The following is a 25,588-nucleotide window of genomic DNA, read 5'->3' on the forward strand; positions in this document are numbered from 1 at the left end:
GCCCTAGCGCTGGACCAGCGCCAGAAGGGCGCCGCGCGGCAGTTTGCCCGTTTCGTTGCGCGGCAGGGCATCCACAAGGCGCAACGGGCGCGGCAGGAAGACCGGGTCCATGGCGGCACGCAACGCGCCCAGCACGGCGTCCGTGGTGAGGCCAGGGGCCACGACCAGGCCGGCGATGCGGCGCACACCCGCGGCGTCCGGCTCGTCCAGCTGGAACAGCACGCCGTCCTCAACACCATCAATGGCAAGCAGGCGGCGGTTGAGATCGCCCAGCGAAGCGCGCTTACCCGCGATTTCCAGCAGATCGGTATTGCGGCCGCAAAGACGGAAACGCCGGCCACCGCCATGCAGGGTGACGATGTCGGCCAGCGCCATGGGCTCGTCCAGCTGTGGCGCGTCAACCAGGGTGCCATCGGGTTGAGACTGCAGCGTCACGTCGTCGTACAACGACCACTCCTCATCCACGGCTGTACGGCGGCTGGCGAACACGCAGGTCTCCGTCGAGCCAAACACTTCCTGCAACGGCGCGCCAAAACGCCTTTCGGCCTCGGTGGCGAGTTCGACCGGCATGGGTGCGGTCGCGGAGACAAACGCGGCCAGCGAGGGCAACTGCACACCGGATTCCACCAGGGCGCGCAGGTGAACAGGGGTCGTGACCAGCACGCGCGGCTCGGGCATCGAGGCCAGCGCGGTAGCGACATCGGCCGGGAAGAAGGGACGGCCCGAATGCACGCTTACCTCGGACATCAGCGGCATGACCACCGACATCTCCATGCCGTACATATGCTGCGGGGGCACCGTGGCCACCACATCGAACGGGCCACCGATCACACCACCCAGCATGCGGATGTTGCCGGCATTGCTCGCATGGAAGCTGCCCCATGTCTTGATGTTCGGCTTCGGCTTGCCGGTGGACCCGGAGGTGTAGCCGATGGCCACGATCGCATCCGCCGCGACGGCAGGTACTTCGCCGTACGCCGGCAACGCGTCGTCCAGTACCGGCATACGCAGGTAACCCGCTGGCGCGGGATCCAGCGCCAGCTCGCCGATCGCGTAGCAACCGGGGTGGTTCGCCATGACTTCATCGACGGCGTGCGGTGCGCGCGACGGCGGAAGCAGGTTCACCTGGCCGCGCATGACCAGGGCCGTGAAGGCGACGAGGAACGCATAGCGATCTTCGCAGAGGTTGACCGCGCCGACGGCGTCCGGGAGCCGTGCTGCAACCTGGCGCACATGGGCAAGGAAGGTGGCGGCGGACACCGCGTTCCCATCACGCCAGGCCACCGCGCGCGATGGTGCGCCAACCAGCAGCGGCAGCCTCGGTGCGCTTTCGCGCCCGGTCACTTCGTAGACAGTCACCAAGATGTGTTTACCCCCGTCCTCAGGCGCGGATGATAGCGCCGGTCAAGGCGTCGCGGATGATGGTGGGACGGTCAAGCCCACCCAGCGGGGCATCGAGCGCGGCCTCAAGCCGGTCGCCGAAATACCGCGCCAACGTGGCCACGTCGCGCGCCGGCGGCTGGCCATGGGGGTTGGCACTCGTGGAGACCAGCGGGCCGCCAAAGGCGCTGCACAGCGCGGCGGCCGGCGCGTGCGAGGTCACTCGCAGCGCGATGCCTGCGTGCCCGCCCGCGACCCAGTCCGGTACCCGAGCGCTACGGGGGAATACCCAGGTATTCGGGCCGGGCCACGTGGCATGAACCTGGTCCATCACCGCCGCAGGCACGGCGGCAAGGTCGATATAGGGGGCGACCTGGGCGAAATCCGCGGCGATCAGCAGGACGCCCTGCGTGGCCGGGCGCTCCTTCAGCGCGAAAAGGCGCTCGAACGCCACGCGATCGTGTGGGTCGCAACCCAGGCCGAACACCGCCTCGGTCGGGTAAGCAAGGACACCACCACCGCGCAGGAGCGCGGCAGCAGCATCCACGGCGGCCAGATCGAACAGGCGCACGTCAGGCCGCCGGCGATTTCTTTGCCGCGGCCTTCTTCACAGCCGTTTTCTTCGCCGGGGCCTTCTTGGCCGCCGTCTTCTTGGTGGCCGCCTTTTTCGCCGTCGTCTTCTTGGCGGCGGTCTTCTTCGTGGCCGCCTTCTTTACGGCGGCCTTCTTCGCCGCCGGCTCTTTCTTTGCCGCGACCTTCTTGGTCGCTGCTTTCTTCGTTGCCGTTTTCTTCGCCGCCTTGCCACCGCGCGGCTTCTTCACCGGAGCGGCGGCAAGCAGTTCCACGCACTCGGCTTCGGTCAGCGTCTTCGGCTCGCGATCCTTCGGAATGCGCGCGTTCTTCTCGCCATCGGTGATGTACGGGCCATAGCGGCCGTTGAGCACCTGGATGCCGTTGCCGAAATCGAGGATGGTGCGATTGGCGATGGCTTCGAGCTTTTCCTGCACCAGCTGCAGCGCGCGCGGCAGCTCGATGGTGTACGGATCGTCCTCAGCCTTGAGCGAGGCATAGACACTGCCCTGCTTCACGAACGGACCAAAGCGGCCCACGCCTACCGTAACGTCGTCACCCTCGTCGGACTTACCCAGGTTACGCGGCAGCTTGAACAGTTCCATCGCGTCGTCGAGCGTGATGGTGTGCATGCTCTGGCCGGGGCGCAGGCTGGCGTAAGTCGGTTTGTCTTCGTCGTCCTTCGTGCCGATCTGTGCGTAGGCACCGTAGCGGCCAAGGCGAACGGAAACCGGCTTGCCCGACTTCGGGTCGGTACCCAGTTCGCGCGCGCCGGTCGCTTCGCTGCGATCGACGCTCTCGGTCTTGTCGTCCACGAGGGTCTTGAACGGCTGCCAGAAACGCTCGAGCAGCGGCACCCACTGCTCCTCGCCCCGGCTGACGGCATCGAGCTCGTCTTCCAGCTTTGCCGTGAAGTCGTAATCCACGTACTGCGAGAAGTGGCCGGAGAGAAACTGGCTGACCGCGCGGCCCACATCCGTCGGCTTGAACCGGCGGCTATCGAGCATGACGTACTCACGGCTGATCAGCACCTGGATGATGCTGGCGTACGTGGACGGACGGCCAATGCCGTACTCCTCGAGCGCCTTGACCAGGCTGGCTTCGGAGTAACGGGGCGGCGGCTCGGTGAAATGCTGGTCCGCGACAATCGCCGACACCGGAACGCGATCGCCCACGGCCAGGCGCGGCAGGCGGCGGTTTTCTTCGTCGTCGTCGTTCTTCTGGTCGCGGCCTTCCTCGTACACGGCGAGGAAGCCCGGATCGATGATGGTGGTGCCGGTGGAGCGGAACGCCGAGTTGCCGACCGGGAACTCCACCGACACGGTGTTCATGGTCGCGTGGATCATCTGGCAGGCGACGGTGCGCTTCCAGATCAGCTCGTAAAGCTTGCGCTGGTCGTCGTTGAGGAACGACGTCACGCTACGCGGCGTGCGCATGGCCGAGGTGGGGCGCACGGCCTCATGCGCTTCCTGGGCGTTTTTCGATTTGGATTTGTAGACCTGCACCGCCTCAGGCAACGCGCCCTTGCCGTATTCGCGCCCGATCAGGTCGCGCAGCTCAGCCGTGGCGTCGTCCGACAAGGCCACCGAGTCGGTACGCATGTAGGTGATGAGGCCGACGTTGCCCTCGCTGCCGATCGACACGCCCTCGTACAACCCCTGGGCAACACGCATGGTGCGGCTGGTGGAGAAGCCGAGCTTGCGCGCCGCCTCCTGCTGCAGCGTGGAGGTGGTGAACGGCGGGGCCGGACGGCGCTTGCGCTCGCGGCTGGTCACGTCGCCAACCGTGAACTGGCCGGCGGCGGCCTTCTCCAGCGCCGCGCGTGCCTTGTGGGCATCGCCTTCGTTGGTCAGGTCGAACTGCTCGAACTTCTTGCCATCGAGCTTGACCAGGCGGGCATCGAAGGCGCCGTCAGCGTGGGTCAGGTTGGCCTGGATGGTCCAGTACTCGCGGGCCTGGAAGGCTTCGATCTCCAGCTCGCGCTCGACAATCATACGCAGGGCCGGCGACTGCACGCGGCCCGCGGACAGGCCACGCTGAACCTTCCGCCACAGTACGGGCGAGAGGTTGAAACCGACCAAGTAATCCAGGGCGCGGCGCGCCTGCTGGGCATCGACCAGATCGTGGGAGAGCTTGCGCGGGTTCGCCACGGCCTCCTTGATGGCCTTGGGCGTGATCTCGCTGAAGACCACCCGCTGGACATCCTTGCCCTCCAGCAGGCCGCGCTCCTTCAGGATCTCGCTGATATGCCAGGAGATGGCTTCACCTTCGCGGTCCAAGTCGGTCGCGAGGTAGATGCTGCTGGCCTTGCTGGCCGCCTTGGCGATGGCATCGACATGTTTCTCGTTGCGGTCGATCACCTCGTAAGCCATGGCAAAGCCGTGGTCCGGATCGACCGCGCCCTCCTTCGGCCGCAGGTCACGGACGTGACCATACGAGGCCAGCACCTGGAAATCGGCGCCCAGGTACTTGTTGATCGTCTTGGCCTTGGCCGGCGATTCGACGATGAGGAGGTTCTTTGCCATGCGTTAGCGATTCCGAAGTCCGTTGGGGCGAGTGGACCCCAGCGTATGTATATATTTAGTTGGAAACACACCGCCGGGATGTCTGTCAAGCGGCGTTTACCGCACGACCCGCTGATAACGGTTCCCTGGGAGGGCAGCGACCTCGCCCTCCAGCTCCAGCATCAGCAACATCGACGACAAGGCTCCCGGGGAGAGGGCCGTGCTGCCCACAAGGGCGTCCAAAAGGACGGGATCGTAACCCATGGCGTCGAGAAGGCGGCGATATTCCTCATCTTCACGCCAGTCGAATGGGCCCCTCGGGCGCTTTTGACCGACCGACGCCTGTCCCTTCCCGTCCAGCCGGGCCTGGAGCTCGGCCCCCAGTTCGAGGGCCGCCGGGCCAAGCACAGCAAGGATCTCATCGCTGCGCTGGACAAGCCTGGCCCCATCGGCGATGAGGGAATGGCACCCCTCGGCCAGCGGATTATGAATGGACCCCGGCAGGGCAAACACTTCCCGTCCCTGCTCGCCCGCATACCGGGCGGTAATCAGGGATCCCGACTTCAGGCCAGCCTCGATCACCAGCACCCCCAGGCTCAGCCCGGCGATGATCCGGTTGCGCATGGGGAAGTTCATGGCACGGGAGGGCGTGCCCGGCGCGAACTCGCTGACGATGGCGCCATGCGCGGCAATGCGCCGGGCCAGGGCATGGTGCTTGCTCGGATAGACCAGGTCTGGCCCTGTGCCAATGACGGCGATAGTGGGTTCGCCCGCGTCCAGCGCCCCCGTGTGCGCCACCCCATCCACGCCATCGGCCAGCCCACTGGTGACCAGCAAGCCGTTCGCCGCCAGTTCGCCGGCGAACCGGCGCGCGATCGCCAATCCCGGCGCCCGGGCCCGCCTGGCCCCCACGATGCCAATTTGGGGGCGCAGCAGCAGCGATGCATCGCCCTTCACGAACAAGGCCGCAGGCGCATCTGACAGGGCTTCCAGCTGCGGCGGGAAATCCTCGTCCGTGCACAGGAGCAGCTGCTGGTCGGCACCCTGAAGCCAGGCCATGTCCCGTGCCAGGTCGGCCTCGTTCGGCGCCTCCAGCCACGCGCGGGCATCGCGGTCCACCGATTCAGGGTGCCTGCGTAACCAATCGAGGAGGGCCGGCGCCCCGCCACGGATGGCCAGGCCCTCGCGCAGCTTGCGGCCACCGAAGCCGGGGGTACGGATGAGGATCAGCCAGTCGCGGAGTTCGGAATCGGTCATGCTCACAGTCTAGAGGGCCGCTGGCGGGGGCGTGCCCGCCGCCTGGCGTAGGCCTGCGGATACAAAAAAGGGAGGCCGAAGCCTCCCTTTTCGTACCCGCATGGCCCGCAACGTTACTCAGGCAGGACCAGCTTGTCGCCACGGCGGACCGGGCGCAGCGCGTCCATCACCAGCGCGTAGCTCACGTGGTCGAACGCCTTGAACACCATGAGGTGGCCGCCGAATTCGTCCGGCAGCTGGGCCGTGCGCGACGTGGAACGGCGGTTGTAGTTGCCGCTGACTTCGTCGGCAATGGCCTCGCCCTGGCTCATCACGGTGAAGGTGGTGCCATTGTCCACGCCATCGGCCGTGCCCGCCGAAATCGATACCACCTGGCGGCTACCCACGCCGTAGCGGGCATCGGTCAGGCCGATGACGCGCGGATCGGCCGGCATGGCCTTCGGTGCGTGCGGGTAGAAGTAGGGGTCGTACGGCTTGTCATCGACCGACATGAAACGGTCGCCCTTACGGATTTCCATCGTGGAATCGACGATGACCAGGCTGGAAATGTCGCCGTTCGTCGCCAGCACTTCGGCCGTACCGATGACCGACACTTCGACGCCCGCATCCTGGCCGGTGCCGTTATGGGTGTCGTGGAGGGTGTCTTCACGCCACGGGCTGGGGTTCATCGAGACATCGCTGTCCAGGTCGTCGGCCACGAACGCGCCGTGCTCGCGGTCGTTCACCGCATCCAGGTGGCCGGGGTCGTCGCCATGGTCGCGGAAGCGGTGGGTCGGGCGCACGATGGCCCAGCGCTGGCCCGGCGTCGCGCTATCCAGGTCACGCGCATACACCTTTCCGCCCGGCGTACCGCGCAGTTTGGCGTCTTCGAAACCGACCACATAGGGAGCGTTCTCGACGTTATCGGCGTCCATCACGCGCATATCCTTCAGGAACATGCGCAGCTCGGAGAGCGGGATGGCGGGAATGGCGTCGTCCTCGATCCGGACGCGCGGCTGCAGGCCGACACGCGGCGCGCCGCCAAGCATGCTCAGGTTGAGCACATCGCCTGGGTAAATGAGGTGCGGGTTACGGACCTGGGGGTTCGCCTGCCAGATTTCTGGCCAAAGCCAAGGCTTGCTGAGGAACTTGGCCGAGATGTCCCACAAGGTATCGCCCTTGCGGACGGTGTAGGTATCGGGCGCGTTCGGACGGAGCTGAGCCGCCGCGGCATAAACGGCCACAGTAAAAAACATGCCGCCCAGCAGCATGGCGAACTTCTTGAACATGGCGGGTTTTCCCCCTTCCCCGGTGCTGTCGCGAGTGTAACCGAATCGTTAATGGGCACAATATGTCAGCACGCTCGCCGGGCCCTCGGCGTCAGCGTAGAATGTGAACGCATCCTACAGGGTCGAAGCGCTTGGTTTTCGCCGACTTGCCCGCAATTTTCGGGGCATGGCGCGCCTCCCCCGGCCCGCAACCGTTTAAGGTGACACCGTGTCCACCCTCACCATCCTCGAATTCCCCGATCCCCGCCTGCGTACCGTCGCGGCGCCCGTCACCGTCTTCGACGCCGAGCTGAAGCAGTTCGTCGCCGATATGTACGAGACCATGTACGCCGCTAACGGCGTGGGCCTGGCCGCCACCCAGGTCAACGTCCACAAGCGTGTGCTGGTTGCGGACATGAGCGATGGCCGGGATGAGCCGCTCACCCTGATCAATGCCGAGATCCTCGAAAAGGACGGACAGCAGGTATATCAGGAGGGCTGCCTGTCGTTCCCGGGCATTTACGCCGACGTCACCCGCGCCCTCAAGGTCAAGGTGAAAGCCAACGATGTCGATGGCAACGAGATCATCGTCGAGGCTGAGGGCCCCCTGGCGGTATGCATCCAGCACGAGATGGACCACCTCGCCGGCAAGGTCTTCGTGGATTACCTCTCGACGCTCAAGCGCAGCATGCTGCTGAAGCGGATGGAAAAACAGCGCAAGGCCAGCGCCTGATCCATGGCGGTGACCTCCCTGCGCGTGGTGTTCGCTGGAACACCTGAATTCGCCGTTCCTTGCCTTGAAGCCTGCCGCGCCTCCGGTGCCGAGGTCGTGGCCGTTTACACCCAACCCGATCGTCCCGCTGGGCGCGGGCGCAAGCTCGCCGCCAGCCCGGTGAAAGAAGCCGCGCTTGCGGCCGGCATCGCGGTGGAACAGCCCGAATCGTTCAAGGCCGAGGCCGACCGTGGCCGCCTTGCCGCCTATGCGCCCGATCTGATGGTCGTGGTGGCGTACGGACTCATCCTCCCGCGCAAGGTTCTCGCCATCCCCCGGCTGGGCTGCTGGAACGTTCATGCGTCGCTGCTGCCACGGTGGCGTGGCGCGGCCCCCATCCAGCGCGCGATCCTGGCCGGCGATCACGAAAGCGGCGTCGATCTGATGCAGATGGAGGCGGGGCTGGACACCGGCCCGGTGCTCGTGGAACGCAGGACCCCGATCACGGCCAACGAAACCGGCGGCAGCCTGCACGATCGCCTTTCCCAGCTTGGCGCTGACGCGCTGGCGGAAGGGCTGCGCAGGGTTATGGCCGGCGAGACCCTGGTCGCGCGTACCCAGGCCGACGAAGGCGTGGCCTACGCCCACAAGCTCGACAAGGCCGAAGCCCGGCTCGATTTCAGCCAGCCTGCCATCATGCTCGAACGCATGGTGCGGGCCTTCGACCCCTGGCCGGTCGCGGAAGGTGATATCGCCGGGGAGCGGCTGCGTGTCTGGGCTGCCCGCGCCGTCGCCGGGCGCCCCGGTGCACTGCCCGGAAGCGTGCTCGCCGCCACGCGCGATGGCATCGACATCGCCTGTGGCGAGGGCGCGCTGCGCCTTACCGCCGTCCAACGTGCCGGCGGCCGCCGCATTGGCGCCGCCGACTACCTCAACGCGCGGCCGGAGCTCAAGCAGGCCGCTTCGTGAGTAAGGGCTTGTCGGTTCGGGCGCTTGCCGCGGAGGCCCTGGCGAGCATTGCGCTTTCCGGGCACTCACTCCGCGAGGCCGCCGATCGTGCGCTTCCCCGGTTGCCCGATTCCCGTGACCGCGCCTTGCTCACCGCACTGCTGAATGACGGGGCCCGTTGGTGGCCGCGTTTTGATGCGGCGCTGGATCGCCTGCTGGATAAACCCATCCGGCGCAGCGAACCGGTCATCCACGCGCTGCTGGTCACGGGCCTGGTGCAACTGGAAACCCTGGAGCTGCCCGGCTACGCCGCCGTGGCGGCAACGGTCGAGGCCGCGCGCGAGCTGCGCCGCCCTCGCCTGGCAGGCCTGGTAAACGCTGTGCTGCGCCGCTGGCAACGCGAGCGCGAGGCACTAAACGCCCAGCTCGATGCCAACCCGGCAACCCGGCACGCCCATCCCGCGTGGCTAGCGGATGCTATCGCCAGCGACTGGCCGGCGCATGCCGATGCCATCCTGGCCGCGGCCAACACCGAACCACCGCTGATGTTGCGGGTGAACCGCCGCCGCGCGCGCCGCGAAGAGGTGGCCGCAGCCCTGGTGGAAGCCGGGCACGAGGCAGCGCTACACCCCTGGCTCGCCGATGGCCTGGTGTTACCGCATAGCACTGATATCACGCGGCTTCCGGGCTTCACCGACGGCCAGTTCGCCGTGCAGGACGGCGCGGCGCAGGTACCCGTGGACCTGCTTGGCGTGGTCACCGGCCAGCGAGTGCTCGATGCATGTGCTGCGCCGGGCGGCAAAGCCTGCCATGTGCTGGAGCGTGCCGATGTCGCCCTGCTGGCCGTGGAATACGAGGCAGGACGCGCGACGCGCATCCGCCAGAACCTTGAGCGCCTGCACCTTCAGGCGGAGGTCGCCGTGGCGGATGCCGGGGATGCCTCGGCATGGTGGGACGGGCGCCCGTTCGACCGGATCATGATCGACGCGCCCTGTTCGGCCACAGGCGTGATCCGTCGTCGACCCGATGTGCGCCTGCACCGCCGCGCCACCGATATCGATGCGCTGGTAGCACAGCAAGCACGGATTCTTTCCGCGTGCTGGGAAACGCTAGCCCCCGGCGGCAGGCTGCTCTACGTCACCTGTTCGTTGCTTCGCCGCGAGAACGAAGGGGTCGTCAGTGCGTTCGTCGACAGCCGCGATGACGCCACGATCGTGCCTTTTACCTTGCCGGTCGGCCAGGCGGCCGCCGTCGGCTGGCAGATCCTGCCCGGCGATGGCGACCTGGACGGGATGTATTACGCCCTGCTCGAGAGAAGGCCTGCGTAGGCCTTTTCTGTTTCGTCCACGAAATGTTCGAGGCCGAATTCAGCCAGCGCATGGTCACGCGCCGCATGGCCCATCGCGGCAAGCCCCGACCGCTTTGACCACAAGGCGCGCAGCGCCGCCGCGATAGCCGCGCGGTCGCGTACCGGAACTACCCAGCCATCGCTCCCCAGCCGGATGTTCTCGGGCAATCCCGCGTAATCGCTGACCAGCACGGGCTTGCCCATGGCCATCATTTCGCGGCATGCGAACGAGATGGTTTCCACGTCCCACGACAAAACGAAACCTGCATCCAGGCACGCCACCATGGGCCGGACGTCGTCAAGGCGGCCGGTGAAATGTACGAGGTGGGCAATCCCCAGCGCCTCTACCCGGGCCAGATCATCGGCGCCAGGCAAGCCACCCGCGAGCACCACGCGGAAATGTTCACGCTCGTCCGGCCGCAGCCCGGCAAGCGCCTCCAGCAGGTCCATCCAGCCCTTGTACCGCGCCGTACCCGCATTGCTGCCGATAAGCAGCGCGGTGCCCTCGGTGGCGGGCGCGAGCCACGCGGCCCGATCATCCGGCGTGGCGGCCAGTGGCGCGAAGCGGTGGATATCCACCCCATTGAAGACCGTGGCAAGCCTGCATCGCGCGTAGGGGGACGCCTCAAGTTGCCGGCGCACGAACTCGCAGACAGCGATGACCATGTCCGTGCCGAACCGGGCGCGCCAGCGGTGCCCCAGCCCCGTCATCGGCTTGGAGTTGTGCTTGGTGAGGACGATGGCGGGGCGCTTCGGCAGGCCACGCACGGCCGCTATCACCAGCCGGTGGTCGGCCGAGCCATTTACATGGACGATATCGACGGGGTTCTGGCGAAGCCAGCCACCCAACTGGCGCAACGCGCGGCGGCGGGCTGCGAGCTTCCCAAGGCCGTTGGGAAAAGGCTGGTCGAGGACGCCAACACCATCAATGGCCCGCGCCTCCCGGTTGAGGCGACTCCCCGGGGGCGCCGCGACATGAACCGTGTGCCGCGCCGCAAGCCCGCGGGCCAGGGCCGTGACGTAGGTGGTGTGGCCCCCGCCGTCACCGGCGTGGAAATTGGTGAACAGGACCTTCATTCCCGACCTTTGCGCTAGCTGAATTGCGGCCGGACCACCGTGTATGCACGGAGCGGCATCCGCGATCCGGTAAAGTAACATGCCTCGCGTGCCCGGCCTTCCCGCCCGGGCGGCGAGCGGGCCCTTCGCGGCCGTCCACAGATGCAAGGTGCCGAGTGCAAGATAAACCGAACGCGTGGCGCCCCTGGATCCTGTCGCTGCTGATCGCCATCATGCCGCTTTCGTTCGCGCTCCCGTTCAAGGCGAAAGCGTTGCCGGCCGCCATTTTGCTGGTGGCCGGCATCTGGATGCTGGCCACCCAGGCCGAGGCACGCCAGGCGTTCCGCCGTGGCGCCCCGGTCGTGGCGCCGGTCGCGCTGGCGTTTGTGTTCTGGCTCATCAACACCCTGGCGCATGGCATCTCACTCCGGCAGTTCGATGTCATGTCGCACATCCTTGCGTTCATACCCATCGCCGCCTGCTTCGCGGCCCCGCTACGCCCCATCGTGCTGCGCCTCGGCTTCAGCGCATCGGCCGGCGCCCTGGGGCTTATCTGCATCGAGCAGCACTACATAGAGGGCATCGACCGCGTCTACGGCATCAACAATGGCCTGTGGGGTGCGATCGAGTTCTGCATGTTCATCCTGGTGCTGTCGCTGATCAGCACGATCCAGGCACTGCGCGTGGAGCTACGCAGCGGCGAGCGCCTGATGCATGGCGCCTTTGCCGCGCTGGGCATTTATGGCGCCCTGCTTACGCAGAGCCGCGGCCCCTTGCTCGCGTGCATTCCGGTGTTCATCGCCCTGGTGCTGCTGCAAGCGCGCCGTACGCACCGCTGGCGGCAGGCGGCCGTGGTGCTGTTGCTGGGCGTCGCGGTGGCTGGTGCTGCCACCACCATCTTGCACGGCGAAGTGGCCGAGCGTTTTGCCGCCGTTTCCGAAGAAGTTTCCACGTACAGCGAGCAGGACGCGACGGGCGCTGTCCGCGAGCGCCTGGAAATGTGGCGCAATGCGGGCTCGGCGGTCGCGGAACACCCGCTTGCCGGGGTGGGCCTGAACCAGTTCGGCGCCTATGCCCGCGGCCGTATCGCCGAAGGCAAGGCCGCCAATTCCATTGAACGCTACGACCACCCGCACAGTGAATACCTGGAGTGGGCCGTGACCGGCGGCATTCCCGCACTGGTGCTCCTCCTTTTCATGTTTGGCTCCGCGTTGTGGTTTTTTGGCCGCCATGCGCTCCACCGCGAGAATGGCGTCGCCATGCCCGCCTGCGCCGGCCTGGCGGTGACGGGCATGTACGCGTTATGTGCGCTGACCGATAACGTGTTCTATCGCGCCATGCCCCACTCGCTTTATTTTTTCCTCACGCTCGGGCTAGCCGTCCACATCGGGCGGGCGCTTGCGTTACGCGAACCATTGAACAGGGCCCGCTGAGCCATGGCATCGATCAACCTCATTGCCTGGGATAATGGCCGTGGGCTCACCCACGATATCCGGCTTTTCGAACAAGCCCTGCGCGACCTCGGCCACCAGGTGACAGTCACGCGCACCCCCCAGCGCAACCATGGGCTGGCGTGGCGCGCCTGGGGCCAGCGGCTCGCCATGCGCGCGCGCTGGCTGCTGGGTAAGGGCCCTGCCCGTTACGACCTTGGCCTCACCATCGAACATGTCCACCCCGGCTACCTGCCGATGTCGCGGCGCAATGCGCTGATCCCGCACCCTGAGTGGCTGAGCCGCCGCGATCGTCGCCACCTGCACCGCTTCGACACCATCCTGTGCAAGACCGACAGTGCGCGGGTTACGTTCGGTGCCATGGGGTTGCCCACGGCACAGATCGGATTCATCAGCACCGATTGCCGGCGCGATGGCGTGCCTCGCGACCGTGCGTTCCTGCACCTGGCCGGGGGTAGCCGCATGAAGGGCACGGAGTGGCTGCTGGCCGTGTGGCGCAGGCATCCGGAATGGCCGACCCTGCACGTGCTGCAATCGCCCTCGGTAGCCGCGGCCGATCGCCCACCGGCGGCGGCCAACCTCGACCACCAGGTCACGTTCCTCTCCGATATCGAAGAAATCCGGCGTCTTCAGAATGCCCACCTGTTCCATCTCTGCCTTTCCGAAGCCGAAGGCTGGGGCCACTACATCGTTGAAGCGATGAGTTGCGGCGCGGTCGTGCTCGCGACGGATGGCGCGCCGATGAACGAACTGGTGACCGATGACCGCGGCATGCGTGTCGCCGCGCACGAAAACGGCACGCTTAATGCGGCAACCCTGTGGCGCTTCGATGAGGAGGCGCTTGAGGCCTGTGTCGAGCGCATCATCCGCATGAGCGACGACGAGGCGCTGGCCCTGGGTGGTGCCGCCCGTGCCTGGTACGAGGCCAACCAGGCCGGATTCCCGCAGCGGCTGGGCCGCGCGATCGACGACCTGCTGCAACGCTGAGGCGCTCCCGGCCTACCCTAGACGCTCCGCCGACAAGCCAGGCTGTACCACGTAAGTCAGCTATTCTCGTGATCGTGCGTTTAGAATTCATGATCCTTTAACGGTGACGACGCCCTTGTCCAACAGCGCCTATACCCGCTCGGAACATCTTCGCGCCCTGTGGCCCTGGCTGCCGCTGTGGGCGGCCATGGCCTTGCTTGCCATCTTTTCGCACGGCCCCATGCCGATGTTCTCGACGCGCACGCTAGCCGTTGCGTGGGATATGTGGGCTCACCACCAGTGGCTGGTGCCCCATATCAACGGCGAAGCGTATAGCGAAAAGGTTCCGTTGCTGTTCTGGATGATCCATGCCGGCTGGGCGATCTTCGGTGTGAGCGATGTGTGGCCGCGCATCCTGGAAGTGATTTTCGGCGGTGCGCAGCTCGTGCTTGCCTCGTTGCTCGCCAGCCGGCTGTTTCCCGCGCGCCCCTGGGTCGCCAAGGCCACGCCGTGGCTACTGATGGGCTTCGCGTACGCGTTCCTGTTCGGCCTGCAGATCATGTACGAGGTACTGCTCTGCGTATGGGTGCTGGCAGCGCTGCTTAGCCTTACGCCCACCTCGACCCGGCCGGCGCCACGCTGGTGGCTGTTCGGCCTGCTTGTAGGGGCCGGCCTGCTGACCAAAGGCCCGGTCATGCTCCTGCATGTCCTGTTCCCGTTCCTGCTGGGCCCGCTTTGGAATGACTGGGCACGGCAGAACAAGGGCCGCTGGTACGGCATGGGCCTGGTAGGGCTGCTGATCGGCTGCGCCATCCTGTTGGCATGGGCCATCCCGGCCGGTGAAGCGGGAGGCGAGGCCTACAGGCAGCGGCTGTTCTTCACGCAAACCGCCGGACGTGTGGTCGATACACATGCCCGCGACCTGCAGAACCATGCGCACCCCGCCTGGTACTACCTCCTGTTCCTGCCGGTCATTGTTTTTCCGTTGAGTGGCTGGCTCCGGGGCATCGTGGCGCTTCCCACCACGCTGTTGCGCAAACCCTGGCGCCCGGGCGCATCGGCTGCCCTGGCCTGCACCGGCGCCGCCCTCGCGCTGCTGTTGGTTTCGATGTTCGCGCACTTCCCGGCCATCGTGGACAAGGCGCTGGTGCTGTTGCTTGTGGTGCCGTTGTTTATCGCCCTGCTACGTCAGCCCCTCGAACCTGGGCTGCGTTTCCTCGTGTGCTGGTTGTTGCCGACGTTCCTTGTGTTCTCGCTGATCACGGGCAAGCAGTTGTATTACGTGCTACCCGAACTGGGCGGCGTCACCATGCTGGTGGCTGCATGCGTCGCCGATCTGCGCGAACGCCACCCGGGGCTCGCGAACCATTGGGCACTCGGCACATGGCCGCTTTCCCTTGGCGCATTCCTGCTCGCGATCGTCTTGTTCGCGATGCCCGCCGTCGTGCCCACGCGCTTCCCGGACAACATCTGGCTCACGGGCATGGCGCCGTACGCACGCTTCTTCGGCGTCGTGTTCATTGTGCTGGGCGCGCTGCTGTTGCTGCGCGGCCGTGGCGAAATGCGCCGGCTGGCGTTCGCCGGCCTGATCGGCACCGTGGCGCTCAATGCCCTGTTCACCATGGGCCTTTGGTACCGCTACGACCTCACGCCCGCCTCGCTCTATCTGGCGCAGGCGGATAGCGCCGGCCGCCCTATCGCCAACCTGGGCGTGTCGTATAACGGCCAATATCACTTCGCCGGCAGGCTCATGCACCCCATCGCCAAGATCAAGGTGCAGCCGGGCATGGCGGCCGAATCCAGCGACGACGATGACGACGACGTGGTCCACGACGGCGACAGCCTCAGCGACTTTGCCCAGCACCATCCCGATGGGTTGATCGTCTCTTACGCCAAGCATCCCCCGGCGACGGCCTACCGGTTCGCGCGGCTTATCCAGCCATCGCGTACCGGCTGGCTCATGATCTGGGATGCCGCCACCCTGGATGCCCTGCAGGACGGCCGCGTGCCCGTCGAGCCGAGCGTTCCCACGCAGCTGTATCCGCTCGATTACTGGCGCACGCGCGCAGCCGCCCGATGACCGATCCGCTGATCGATCGCCTTCGCGCGCAGGTCGGTGGCGTACGCGATGGCGCGCTGCTGCGTTTTTCCATCGGCAATGCGTTGCTTGCCGATGGCCAGTACGAGGCCGCCGTGCACGCGTTCCGCGAAGCGCTCGTGTTCGACCCGACCTACTCGGCGGCGTGGAAGCTGCTGGGCAAGGCGTTGCTCGCCATGGATAACGAAGACGGCGCTGCCCATGCGTGGCAGCAGGGTATCGATGCCGCCACAGCGCGCGGCGACCTGCAGGCCAGCAAGGAAATGGCGGTGTTCCTCAACCGGCTGTCGCGGAAGCGCTGACCTTGTAGGGGTCCGGGCGATCGTGGGCGGTGAAGCGCTTGTAATGCCACTGGTACTGCGAGAACGCCAGCTCCACGCACTGCTCCACACCGCGATTCAGCGCCGCGCAGGCCACCTTCAGGTCAGGATCCGCAACGCCGGCCGGGGCGGGCAGTACGTGGATGCGAAAGCCTTCCCCTCCCTCCAGCCGCTCGGCAAAGCTGAACAGAACAGTGGCCCCCGTTCTCGATGCCAGCCGGGGTAGCAGCACCATGGTCAGGGCATCCACGCCGAAGAAGGGGGCGAATTCGCCTTCGCCCTCACGCGGCTTCTGGTCGGGCAGGATGCCTACGGTGCCGCCGGCAGCGAGCCGTTTGAACAGCGTGCGCACACCTGCGCCTTCCGCCCTCACCTGCTCCGGCGCCAACTTACCCCTCACCTTGCGCAGCAAGGCTTCGATCGCCTGGATGCGTGGCGGCCGGTACAGGATAGCCATGGGCGTCTTGCTGCAAAGCCAGTAGTTCAGCAGCTCCCAGCAGCCCAGGTGCGGCGCGGCGATGATCACGCCCTTGCCCGATGCCAGGGCCGCTTCAAATAGCTCGCCGCCCACCACCTCGCGCACCAGGCCAAGGGCCTTGTCCGATCCGCCGCCCCAGATCGCGGCGATCTCGGTGGCGCCCTTGCCCTCTTCCTCCATCGTGCGGCGCAGGAGCGCCGTGTGCTGCTCGGCCGGAAGCTCCGGACGGGTCAGGCGAAGGTTCGTCGCCGTGTAGCGCGCGCTACGGGAATTCGAACGCAACGAACGGCGGCCGATCCAGGCACCCAGGGCGTGAACGGTACGCAGGGGCAGCAGGCTGACCAGGCGCAGCAAGAGATACAGGAGGTAAATGTCCGGACGCATTCCCGGAATGGTAACTGCTCCTTTAAGCTTGGCGCCCATCCGCCGCTACAGAACCCATGATTGCACTCATCCAGCGTGTCGAATCCGCGCACGTCGAGGTCGACGGGGAGACGGTGGGTGCCATCGGCGCCGGCCTGCTTGCTCTCGTGGCCGTCGAGCCCGGCGATGGCGAGCCCCAGTGCAGGCGCATGCTGGAGCGCCTGCTGGGCTATCGGGTGTTCTCCGATACCGAGGGCAAGATGAATCTTGGCCTGGCCGAGACCGGCGGTGGCCTGCTCCTGGTCAGCCAGTTCACCCTGGCCGCCGATACCCGCAAGGGCATGCGCCCCAGCTTCACCACGGCCGCGCCGCCCGAGGAAGGCCGGCGCTGGTTCGACCGGCTGGTAGCCCTGGCCCGCGATGCCCATCCCCCGGGGGTGGAAACCGGGCGCTTCGGTGCCCATATGAAGGTTCACCTGATCAACGATGGCCCGGTCACCTTCCGCCTGGAGGTGCGCTGAGGCGTATCCAGAGGGGTTTCTTCCCCGCACTCACCCCTGTCCCGACGCAACCGCCCGGCTCATAAGGCTTTCTGGCGCGATTCTTGCGTCCCCCAGATGGGGCCAATCCACTTGAAAACTGGTCAAAAAATCATCAAATGACTATACTGATCGGTTCCTGTAACCCGCGGCGGTCGGCATGACTAACAAAGCTCACGAGCAACAGTCTGAAATCAAGCAGCTCATCTCCAAAGGCTTGGAGCAGGGCTACCTGACGTACGCGGAAATCAACGACCACCTGCCCGACGATATTGTCGATCCGGAGCAGATCGAAGACATCATGGCGGTGCTCAAGGGCGTCGGCATCGAGGTCCACGACTCGGCCCCCGATACCGACACCATCAGCGATGGCGGCGCCCCTGGCTCCGGCACGGATGACGAATCCGCCGCCGAAGAAGCCGTTGCCCTGCTTTCCGCCGTCGACTCGGAGGTGGGCCGCACCACCGACCCGGTCCGCATGTACATGCGCGAGATGGGTACGGTTGAACTGCTTACCCGCGAAGGCGAAATTGCCATCGCCAAGCGCATCGAAGAGGGCCTGAACCAGGTCCAGACCGCGCTTGCCTCGTTCCCGCTCACCATCCAGCTGCTGCTCGAAGAGTACGACCAGCACCTGGAGGGCAAGCGCCGCCTGAGCGAAATCCTGGCCGGCTTCGCCGACCTGGAAGCCGCCGCCGATGAAGCCCAGGCCGCCGCCGATGCGGCCGACGTCGAAGTGGCCGATGGCGACAGCGACGACGACGCCGAAGAAGTGGAAGGCGCGAGCACCGACGACGAAGAAGCCGGCCCGACCGGTCCGGATCCGGAGGAAGTGAAGCGTCGCATGGACGAGCTGCGCTCGCTGCACGCCAAGTTCCAGAAGTCGGCGCCCAAGGCCGAGATTGCCGACAAGAAGGTCGCCAAGATCCGCGAGCAGATGTCGGAGGCGTTCCTCAACCTCAAGCTGCCGTCGGCGCTTATCGACAGCTTCGTGCGCAAGCTGCGCGAAGTGGTGAACGATATCCGTCACCACGAGCGGATCCTCATGGACATCTTCGTCAAGCAGGTGAAGATGCCGCGCGCCGAGTTCCTGAAGAGCTTCCCGTCCAACGAGGGCAACCTCGAGTGGGCCGCCGACCTGTCGCGCAAGCGCCAGAAGTGGTCGCCGAACATCAAGAACTTCCGCGAAGCCATCGATGGCGAGCAGGAGAAGCTGGCGCAGATCGAGCGCACGCTGTACCTGCCGCTCACCGATATCAAGGAAATCAACCGCGCCATGTCCGTGGGTGAGGCGAAGGCTCGCCGCGCCAAGAAGGAAATGGTCGAGGCCAACCTGCGCCTCGTGATCTCCATCGCCAAGAAGTACACCAACCGCGGCCTGCAGTTCCTCGACCTTATCCAGGAAGGCAACATCGGCCTGATGAAGGCCGTGGACAAGTTCGAATACCGCCGCGGTTACAAGTTCTCCACGTACGCCACGTGGTGGATCCGCCAGGCCATCACCCGTTCGATCGCCGACCAGGCCCGCACCATCCGTATCCCGGTGCACATGATCGAAACGATCAACAAGCTCAACCGCATCTCCCGCCAGATGCTCCAGCAGTTCGGCCGTGAGCCGACGCCGGAAGAACTGGCCAAGGAAATGGAGATGCCGGAAGACAAGATCCGCAAGGTCCTGAAGATCGCGAAGGAACCGATCTCCATGGAAACGCCGATCGGTGATGACGAAGATTCGCACCTTGGCGATTTCATCGAGGACACCAACGCCAGCTCGCCGATCGATTCGGCGACGGAAACGGGCCTCATGGAAACCGTGCGCGACGTGCTCGCCGGCCTCACCCCGCGTGAAGCGAAGGTGCTGCGCATGCGCTTCGGCATCGATATGAACACGGACCACACGCTGGAAGAAGTCGGCAAGCAGTTCGACGTCACCCGCGAGCGCATCCGCCAGATCGAAGCCAAGGCCCTTCGCAAGCTGCGCCACCCGAGCCGCTCGGAAACGCTGCGCTCGTTCCTGGATATCGACTAAGTCCAGAACGGCCTGTTGTACCAAGAACGCCCGCGCAAGCGGGCGTTCTTTTTGGCACTTGAGGTGGCGCGGCCTGCCTGCCACGATCGGCCGCATGGCCAGCCAAACCGACCCGGCTAAGCACCTCCGTGACCTGGCGCGTTTGCGACGTGTGCGCGACCGCATCGATCGTGAGTACGCCCAGCCACTGGATGTCGAGGCATTGGCCCAGGGCGTGCATATGTCTGCCGGGCACCTCAGCCGGCAGTTCAAGGCCGCCTACGGCGAATCCGTCTACAGCTACCTCATGACCCGGCGCATCGAGCGGGCCATGGCGCTGCTGCGGCGCGGCGATATCAGCGTGACCGACGCCTGCTTCACCGTGGGCTGTTCGTCGCTGGGGACGTTCAGTACGCGCTTCTCCGAACTGGTAGGCATGTCGCCTGCGGCGTACCGGCGCGAGCAGGGCAACGCCACAGAAGGCATGCCCTCGTGCGTCGCCCGGCAGGTGACGCGTCCCGTCAGGAATCAAGAAGCGCCCGCGCCTGCGCCCGACCTAGACTGAGCTCCCTGACACCACCGCAAGGAGATCAACATGGATATCACGATCAACGCCAGCTTCCTGGCCCAGAACGACCCGGATGCCGCCCTCGCCTTTTACCGCGACACGCTCGGCTTCGAGGTACGTAATGACGTGGGTTATGGCGGCAAGCGCTGGATCACCGTGGGGCCCGTCGGCCAGCCGCATACGTCGATCGTGCTTTACCCGCCGGAGGCCAGCCCGGGCATCACCGACGACGAACGCCGCACCATTGCCGAGATGATGGCCAAGGGAACCTTCGGGATCATCCTGCTTGCCAGCAAGAACCTCGATGCCACCTTTGAGCAACTGCAGGCACTGAAGGCAGATATCGTGCAGGAGCCGACGGACCAGCCGTATGGCGTGCGCGACTGCGCGGTACGCGACCCGGCGGGGAACATGATTCGAATTCAGCAGGCAGGCTGACCTGTAACGCCCCGGCGCCGGATGTCGGAAAACTCTCACGTCATAATCATCGCTCGCTGACAGCAAGGTTGGCCGCGAACCCTTAAAACAGAAAACCCGCCTTTCGGCGGGTTCGTACTGCCAAACCTAGTTTCGTCACCAGTAAGGGTGGCTGGGAGAGGAAGCTCTAGGGCTGCGGCGCCAGTATAGCTAACGGATGGAAGATGACAACTCATGGACTGGGAAACGATGGAGAGGCACTTCTCGCGTGCGCGTATGGCGCGATATTGCGCGCAACGTGGCGGCTGCCGCGTACTGGCCGCCAAAGACTATCGTGCGAATTTGCTCATAGCGGGGGGACTTATGCCGGTACTTCAGATTCTTGAAGTCGCTCTGAGAAATGGCATCGCCGCAAGGTTGACAGAGAAGTACGGGAGGTCTGATTGGTGGATCAACTGGGAGAGCAATCCGTCTTTTTCCGCGCAAGTTCGGGATATCGCGGTGGCACGACAGCAAATCCGGCGGCGCGGTGAGCACGACTTACCCGACAAGATAGTGGCCGAACTGACGTTTGGCTTTTGGTCGGCCCTCTTCAACGCAAAGCTGCAGGGCTACTTATGGAAAGACCTTCGGCTGATCTTTCCACACTGCCCTAAAGCCGTGCGCAAGAGACACGAAGTATCCCTGGTGCTTAACCAGATGCGCGTACTCAGGAACCGGGTATTCCATCACGAGCCGCTTCTCTGGCTCAGGCCAACGCTCACCGAGCAACACGGGCTGGGCAGGCAAGCCGTTGAATGGATCGATCCACAGCTTGCGAGCTGGCTTGATGAGCTTGATACGGTGCCCTCACTTCTCACGACCACAGCTAATTAGACGGTGCTTCCTTCGTCCTTCGTGCTTTAGGCTTTGCCTTCGGCTTCTTCGTTCCAATGGTCGCGGGACGCGGCGCCTCTTTCTCGGGCGCCGCAGCCGCCACGCTCAGCCGCTCCATCCAGGACAGATCATCAACGTACGACAGGAAATGCTGAAGATAGCCCCGCGATAGCTCACGCATGAGCTCCGTCGCGCGGTGCACCAACGCGGCAGAATTCAGCGGGCCCGTGCTTTCCATTTCCGGTACGTTGATTTCAGCCTGCTGCAGCTGGCTGCGCGCACGCACCTTGTCCCATAGCTTGCGCACGCGCGCCAGCTCCGCATCCAGATCGACGGTGGGGCTCTGCTGGGTCGAGAGGTGGCCCAGCAGGTCGGCGAGCGGGCCGGGCGGCTTACGGTCCATGGGCCTTGGCATCAGTGGCCGAAGGCTTCGGGATGGGAGCAATCTCGACGCGGCGGTTCTTCGCGCGGCCTTCCTCGTCGGCGTTTGAGCCCACGGGTTGCTCCGAGCCAAACGCCGCGGAGAACACCGACGACGGCGGCACACCCTCTGCAATCAATGCGCGCGTGACCGTGAGCGAACGCTCCGCCGAAAGTTCCCAGTTATCCGCAAAGCGGCGGTTGCCGTCGTGCACGGCCTGGTCATCGGTGAAACCGCTGACCATGAGGATCTCTTCGCGCGACTTCAGGTAGTTGGTGAGCGGACCGGCGATGCTTTTCAACACATCACGGCCTTCGGGCTGCAGTTGATCGGAGTTCAGGGCAAACAGCACGTTGCCGCGGATGCCGATGCGGCCGTTGACCAGCGTGACACGCCCCGCTGCCAGCGGCGCAGCAAGCGCCTGCTCCAGCGTGATGCGCCGCTGCTGTTCTTCCTGGCGCTGCTTCGTTTCCTGCTCCAGCTTGCTGGTGAGCTGCAACTGCATGCCAATCACGCCCACCAGGATCAGCACGAAGGCGCCGAGCAGCACGGACATCAGGTCACCGAACGCGGCCCAGATGGGTGCATTCGACTCGCCGTCGACTTCGAGCTCTTCGCTCATGCCTTCGCCGCCCCGTTGCGCTTGGCGGCCAGCTGCTGCATATCCTCCAGGATCTGCTTCTGCGACAGCACGCTCAGGTCCACGACCTCGCGGGCTTGTGCCACGTAGTACGCAAGCTGTTCATCGCTACGGACCAGGGAGCGATCGAGCGCTTCGCCGATGTCCTGCAGGCGCGCCAGCAAGGCATCGTTTGACTGGCCGAAGGTTTGCACCGCGCCGCTGAAGGCCTCGCCGAGGCTTGCCACGTTCTCCGCGCTACCCGTGATGCGCTCAGCCACGCCTTCGAGCTTGCCCGTCTCGCCTTCGATGTGTTCCACGAAGCGCGTGCCGACGCGATCGAGCAGATCGGCCGATGTAGTCACGAGGCCATCGATGGCCGCGCGCTGTTCGGTCGAGGCGTGGTTCACGGCACCGAGCAGCGTTTCAACGGTTTCGAGCAGGTGGCTGCGCTCTTCGAGCATCGCGGTATCGCGCACCATGCTGTCGGAAAGCTTCTGGCGAAGTTCGGCGACGACATCGGCGGCAGCCTTCGGTGCTTCCGAGGCGGCATCGACCAGCCGCGAGATCTCGGCGATGGTCGCGCTGGCATGCTGCTGCGATTGCGCGGTGATCTCGCTCGCGGCCTGCGCCAGCGAGTCGCTCATGGCCGCCTGCTGGGCTGCCGTGGCTTCGCTCGCCTGCTTCCACTGGGCCATGGCATCGTCGCCGGCACGCTTCCACTGGGCGGTCGCGTCGTCGCCGGACTGCTTCCACTGCGATGCCAGCGCGGCAGACATGTTCTCCAGCGCGCTCGTCCATGCGACAAGACGTTCGGCATCGCGCGACGCCAGCGAGGCCTGCAGTTCGCCCTGTGCCGTGTGCACGGCAGCCACAAGGGCGGTGGCCTGCTCGCCGAAGGCAGACGATGCGGCATCCATCGCCTGCTCATGGCGAGCGACGAGTGCCTCCTGAGCAGCGGCGCTGCTCGCCGCAACCGCGTCGTTCGTGGCAGCACTTCGCGCCACGATGGCTTCGTTGGCGGCCACGGCACGATCGACGAGCGCATCGTTCGCCAGCGTATTGCGTGTCACGATCTCGTCGAGCGATGCCACCTGCTTCGACAGCGTGGCCGACCACGCTTCCGTCGACGCCTGCGCGGACGCCTCGAAGCGATCAGAAACCGACGCGACCATCGCGGTAGCGCGTTCGTCGAAGCTCGTGGCGAATGCCTCAAGCGCGCCACGCAGGTCCTGCGCCTGCGATGCATTGACCTGGCGCTGCACGGCGATCGCATCGTTCCACGCGGAGGTGACACCCGCGGACGTCGTCGCGAAGCCGTCCTTCATGCCATCGAGCTGCTGGCTTACCGCCTTGTTGATGCTCTCGTGCAAGGTGGCCGTTTCGCGGGCGATGCCGGCCATGGTGGTCTCGAAGATCGGCTGCAGCGCCGCGCTTGCCGCGCGGGCGCTATCGGCGACGCCATCCTTCAGCGACTGCTCCACCGACGAGGCGAGGCGCGCGAAGGTGGCTTCGGCCTTTACATGGAACGCGTCCTGGCTATCGGCGTGGCGCTGGCCGGTCGTGGCGTTTTGCTGTTCGATGGTCGCCATCATCGCCTGCAGGCGATCGATGAGCGCGGGCATCAGCTCGGTCTGCTGCTGGAGCAGGCGGAAGGATTCGTCGCGCTGGTGCGCCTGGGAGAACACGCGCAGCGTGGTCGCAGCTTTCACGTCGAGCTGCTGCACCGCATGTGTGCGCTCACGGCGGGCCAATGCGGATAGCAGGCCCAGCATGGCTGAGGTGGCCACGCCGGCGATCGACGTGCCGAACGCGAAGCCCAGGCCCTTCACCGGCGCGGCCAACGAACCGCGGATGGACTGGAGGTCGGTCGCGCTTTCCAGCGCAATGCCGGTGCCGCGCAAGGTCGCCATCATGCCCAGCAGGGTGCCCAGCATACCGAGCAGCACCAACAGGCCAACCAGGTACGGCGTGAGCGATGGCGACGGCAGCGCAACGCGCTCGCCCTCAACGCGCAGGCGCACCGCGTTACGCAGGCTCGGGTGCAGGCGATCGAGCCACGTACCGAGGCTGGCCGGTGCGGCGGAGAGCTCAGCATTCGCCGATTCCAGCGACGCCGTTGCCTGGCGATAACGATACAGCTCGACCGCACCTGCGATGTACGCCAACGCGATAACCGCTGCCACCAGCGCACCCAACGGATTGGAGCCGACGTAGCCGAAACCCACCCAGCACACGATGGCGAGGCCTGCGAGGAACACGACGATGGAAAGGATATTTCTGCGCATGACTTACCAGTTATGAGCCGTGAAGGGCGGCAACCAGCCCTTCCAGCGGTTGAAAACGTACGTCCAGTTCCGCGAGCAGCACGTCCTGCATCTCGCGGAGGAAAATATCGAGCCACACCGACGAGGGATTCGCGGCTTCCGCAGCCGCGGCCCTCGCCTTTTCAAAGCGCGCTTCGAGCAAGGCCGGCACGCCACCCAAAAGGCGCTGCTCACGCGGGCTGAGTGCGCCTTCCATCACCGCATCGACGTTGGCCAGCCGCGCCAGTTCCGGCGAGGCGGCGGCCAGGTGGTCACGCAGTTCGCCACGAAGCTTGCCGGTGGTGCCCTGAATCGAGCGTTGCATCATCAGGTAGCGCTCGCGCAGCGCCGAATAGTCCACCCGCGTGGCGGGGTCGCCTTCTACGGCACCTGCGCGCGAGGCCGCACGGCTACGTGCGCGTGCCCAGCCCTGGGGATCGATTATCGCTTCGACCAGGGCCGCCCGGGCCCCTGCCAGCAGTGCGTCCGAGGGCGCTTCGCCTTCCGGGGCCTCGTCGGCCGGGCTGTCCTTGCCATCCAGGGCCGACGAGAGGGCGATCGACTGCGTCCAGCTGAGCCATTGGCTCAACCGGTCCGGCAGGGATCCGCCAGGCTGGCCCGCGTCGACCTCCCCCAGGCGCGCCAGCAGGCGCACGAAGGTCGATCCGCGGATAGCCGCTCGTGGAGGGCTTTGCTGCATGCTAAGTCGCTAAAAAACCGCAAGTTTACCCTATTAGGGTTACCTGCTGGCCGGTGCCGGGATATCACGGCACAAGAGATCGCTGGCGGCGGGTAGCACGCGGCGCCGCGCCGATTGGGTAAACTCCCCGTCCCGCAGGGGCCTATAGCTCAACGGTTAGAGCAGGGGACTCATAATCCCTTGGTTCCAGGTTCGAATCCTGGTGGGCCCACCACATATGCCAGCGTGCCTTGGAGCGTGGAGATGCCACGAAATATTGTCGCGATTGACAGAAATCAGTGGTTTGCCGCTTGACGCCAATCGGTCGCTTTATGGAAGTAGGCTAGGGGACCATCGTCGGTGGCACGGATGTGCAGATGGGCCGCCCACCGAACCAAAGACCGTCTTCTCCCGGGCGCTTGGCACTTTTTTTGCTCGGCGCCCCCGGCGAGTCGGG

23 protein-coding genes and 1 tRNA gene are annotated in these 25,588 nt (G+C 65.6%); 13 read left to right on the forward strand and 11 right to left on the reverse strand.

All coding sequences use genetic code 11. The annotated features are described in order from the left end of the window. Nucleotides 1-3: 3 nt before the first annotated feature. From ABIE56_RS03405 to ABIE56_RS03425, 5 genes are all read right to left on the reverse strand, one after another. Nucleotides 4-1,362, reverse strand: a complete 1,359-nt coding sequence (locus tag ABIE56_RS03405; protein ID WP_429242428.1) for an AMP-binding protein — start codon at nt 1,360-1,362, stop codon at nt 4-6. Between the two features lie 19 nt (nt 1,363-1,381). After that, nucleotides 1,382-1,945: an L-threonylcarbamoyladenylate synthase gene (locus tag ABIE56_RS03410; protein WP_429242601.1), complete on the reverse strand. Its 564-nt coding sequence runs from the start codon at nt 1,943-1,945 to the stop codon at nt 1,382-1,384. A gap of 7 nt (nt 1,946-1,952) precedes the next feature. Beyond that, a complete protein-coding gene (locus ABIE56_RS03415; protein WP_429242429.1) occupies nt 1,953-4,475 on the reverse strand; it encodes a DNA topoisomerase I in 2,523 nt (840 codons plus the stop codon). 96 nt (nt 4,476-4,571) lie between these two features. Continuing rightward, nucleotides 4,572-5,711 (reverse strand): DNA-processing protein DprA, encoded by a 1,140-nt coding sequence (dprA, locus tag ABIE56_RS03420; RefSeq protein ID WP_429242430.1) that lies wholly within the window; start codon nt 5,709-5,711, stop codon nt 4,572-4,574. A gap of 113 nt (nt 5,712-5,824) precedes the next feature. After that, nucleotides 5,825-6,979: a LysM peptidoglycan-binding domain-containing protein gene (locus ABIE56_RS03425; RefSeq protein WP_429242431.1), complete on the reverse strand. Its 1,155-nt coding sequence runs from the start codon at nt 6,977-6,979 to the stop codon at nt 5,825-5,827. A 208-nt stretch (nt 6,980-7,187) separates the two neighbouring features. Between ABIE56_RS03425 and def the strand changes: the two genes are divergently transcribed. From def to rsmB, 3 genes are read left to right on the forward strand one after another with little or no spacing between them, the layout of a single operon-like run. Next, nucleotides 7,188-7,691 carry a peptide deformylase gene (gene def / locus ABIE56_RS03430; protein ID WP_429242432.1) on the forward strand — a complete coding sequence of 168 codons (504 nt, stop codon included), beginning with the start codon at nt 7,188-7,190 and terminating at the stop codon, nt 7,689-7,691. A gap of 3 nt (nt 7,692-7,694) precedes the next feature. After that, the gene (gene fmt, locus ABIE56_RS03435) at nt 7,695-8,639 is read left to right on the forward strand and encodes a methionyl-tRNA formyltransferase (RefSeq protein ID WP_429242433.1); all 945 of its coding nucleotides are present in this window, start codon (nt 7,695-7,697) and stop codon (nt 8,637-8,639) included. After that, a complete protein-coding gene (rsmB, locus tag ABIE56_RS03440; RefSeq protein ID WP_429242434.1) occupies nt 8,636-9,946 on the forward strand; it encodes a 16S rRNA (cytosine(967)-C(5))-methyltransferase RsmB in 1,311 nt (436 codons plus the stop codon). Before fmt ends, rsmB begins: the two co-directional genes overlap by 4 nt. Here the strand turns inward: rsmB and ABIE56_RS03445 are convergent. Then, nucleotides 9,916-11,043 carry a glycosyltransferase gene (locus ABIE56_RS03445; protein ID WP_429242435.1) on the reverse strand — a complete coding sequence of 376 codons (1,128 nt, stop codon included), beginning with the start codon at nt 11,041-11,043 and terminating at the stop codon, nt 9,916-9,918. The genes rsmB and ABIE56_RS03445 overlap by 31 nt on opposite strands. A gap of 155 nt (nt 11,044-11,198) precedes the next feature. Here ABIE56_RS03445 and ABIE56_RS03450 point away from each other — a divergent pair, with 155 nt between their 5' ends. From ABIE56_RS03450 to ABIE56_RS03465, 4 genes are all read left to right on the forward strand, one after another. Beyond that, on the forward strand, nt 11,199-12,455 hold the full coding sequence (locus tag ABIE56_RS03450; protein WP_429242436.1) for an O-antigen ligase family protein: 1,257 nt from the start codon (nt 11,199-11,201) through the stop codon (nt 12,453-12,455). A 3-nt stretch (nt 12,456-12,458) separates the two neighbouring features. Further along, a complete protein-coding gene (locus ABIE56_RS03455; protein WP_429242437.1) occupies nt 12,459-13,460 on the forward strand; it encodes a glycosyltransferase in 1,002 nt (333 codons plus the stop codon). A gap of 115 nt (nt 13,461-13,575) precedes the next feature. Continuing rightward, nucleotides 13,576-15,519 (forward strand): ArnT family glycosyltransferase, encoded by a 1,944-nt coding sequence (locus ABIE56_RS03460; protein WP_429242438.1) that lies wholly within the window; start codon nt 13,576-13,578, stop codon nt 15,517-15,519. After that, nucleotides 15,516-15,839 carry a tetratricopeptide repeat protein gene (locus tag ABIE56_RS03465; RefSeq protein ID WP_429242439.1) on the forward strand — a complete coding sequence of 108 codons (324 nt, stop codon included), beginning with the start codon at nt 15,516-15,518 and terminating at the stop codon, nt 15,837-15,839. Before ABIE56_RS03460 ends, ABIE56_RS03465 begins: the two co-directional genes overlap by 4 nt. Here ABIE56_RS03465 and ABIE56_RS03470 read toward each other — a convergent pair. After that, on the reverse strand, nt 15,814-16,719 hold the full coding sequence (locus ABIE56_RS03470; protein ID WP_429242440.1) for a lipid A biosynthesis acyltransferase: 906 nt from the start codon (nt 16,717-16,719) through the stop codon (nt 15,814-15,816). The genes ABIE56_RS03465 and ABIE56_RS03470 overlap by 26 nt on opposite strands. Before the next feature lie 56 nt (nt 16,720-16,775). Here ABIE56_RS03470 and dtd point away from each other — a divergent pair, with 56 nt between their 5' ends. From dtd to ABIE56_RS03495, 5 genes are all read left to right on the forward strand, one after another. After that, a complete protein-coding gene (dtd, locus tag ABIE56_RS03475) occupies nt 16,776-17,219 on the forward strand; it encodes a D-aminoacyl-tRNA deacylase (protein ID WP_429242441.1) in 444 nt (147 codons plus the stop codon). A gap of 178 nt (nt 17,220-17,397) precedes the next feature. Beyond that, the gene (gene rpoD / locus ABIE56_RS03480) at nt 17,398-19,266 is read left to right on the forward strand and encodes an RNA polymerase sigma factor RpoD (protein ID WP_429242442.1); all 1,869 of its coding nucleotides are present in this window, start codon (nt 17,398-17,400) and stop codon (nt 19,264-19,266) included. Nucleotides 19,267-19,360: 94 nt separating this feature from the next. Beyond that, nucleotides 19,361-19,810 (forward strand): helix-turn-helix transcriptional regulator, encoded by a 450-nt coding sequence (locus ABIE56_RS03485; RefSeq protein ID WP_429242443.1) that lies wholly within the window; start codon nt 19,361-19,363, stop codon nt 19,808-19,810. Nucleotides 19,811-19,840: 30 nt separating this feature from the next. Further along, on the forward strand, nt 19,841-20,251 hold the full coding sequence (locus ABIE56_RS03490; RefSeq protein WP_429242444.1) for a VOC family protein: 411 nt from the start codon (nt 19,841-19,843) through the stop codon (nt 20,249-20,251). Nucleotides 20,252-20,464: 213 nt separating this feature from the next. Beyond that, nucleotides 20,465-21,106 carry a hypothetical protein gene (locus ABIE56_RS03495; RefSeq protein WP_429242445.1) on the forward strand — a complete coding sequence of 214 codons (642 nt, stop codon included), beginning with the start codon at nt 20,465-20,467 and terminating at the stop codon, nt 21,104-21,106. Here the strand turns inward: ABIE56_RS03495 and ABIE56_RS03500 are convergent. Genes ABIE56_RS03500 through ABIE56_RS03515 form a run of 4 tightly spaced genes read right to left on the reverse strand, consistent with a single transcriptional unit; the run spans nt 21,099 to nt 25,152 of the window. Continuing rightward, nucleotides 21,099-21,509: a DUF2894 domain-containing protein gene (locus tag ABIE56_RS03500; protein ID WP_429242446.1), complete on the reverse strand. Its 411-nt coding sequence runs from the start codon at nt 21,507-21,509 to the stop codon at nt 21,099-21,101. The two genes, ABIE56_RS03495 and ABIE56_RS03500, sit on opposite strands and share 8 nt — an antisense overlap. Then, nucleotides 21,499-22,149: an OmpA family protein gene (locus ABIE56_RS03505; protein ID WP_429242447.1), complete on the reverse strand. Its 651-nt coding sequence runs from the start codon at nt 22,147-22,149 to the stop codon at nt 21,499-21,501. Before ABIE56_RS03505 ends, ABIE56_RS03500 begins: the two co-directional genes overlap by 11 nt. Beyond that, a complete protein-coding gene (locus ABIE56_RS03510; RefSeq protein WP_429242448.1) occupies nt 22,146-24,434 on the reverse strand; it encodes a DUF802 domain-containing protein in 2,289 nt (762 codons plus the stop codon). Before ABIE56_RS03510 ends, ABIE56_RS03505 begins: the two co-directional genes overlap by 4 nt. Before the next feature lie 10 nt (nt 24,435-24,444). Next, nucleotides 24,445-25,152, reverse strand: coding sequence for a DUF3348 domain-containing protein (locus tag ABIE56_RS03515; RefSeq protein ID WP_429242449.1), 708 nt, complete (start codon nt 25,150-25,152; stop codon nt 24,445-24,447). 138 nt (nt 25,153-25,290) lie between these two features. Between ABIE56_RS03515 and ABIE56_RS03520 the strand changes: the two genes are divergently transcribed. After that, nucleotides 25,291-25,366 (forward strand) — tRNA-Ile (locus tag ABIE56_RS03520). The last annotated feature ends 222 nt before the right edge of the window (nt 25,367-25,588 follow it).

This window comes from Luteibacter sp. 621, from assembly GCF_050435445.1.
Classification (GTDB): domain Bacteria; phylum Pseudomonadota; class Gammaproteobacteria; order Xanthomonadales; family Rhodanobacteraceae; genus Luteibacter.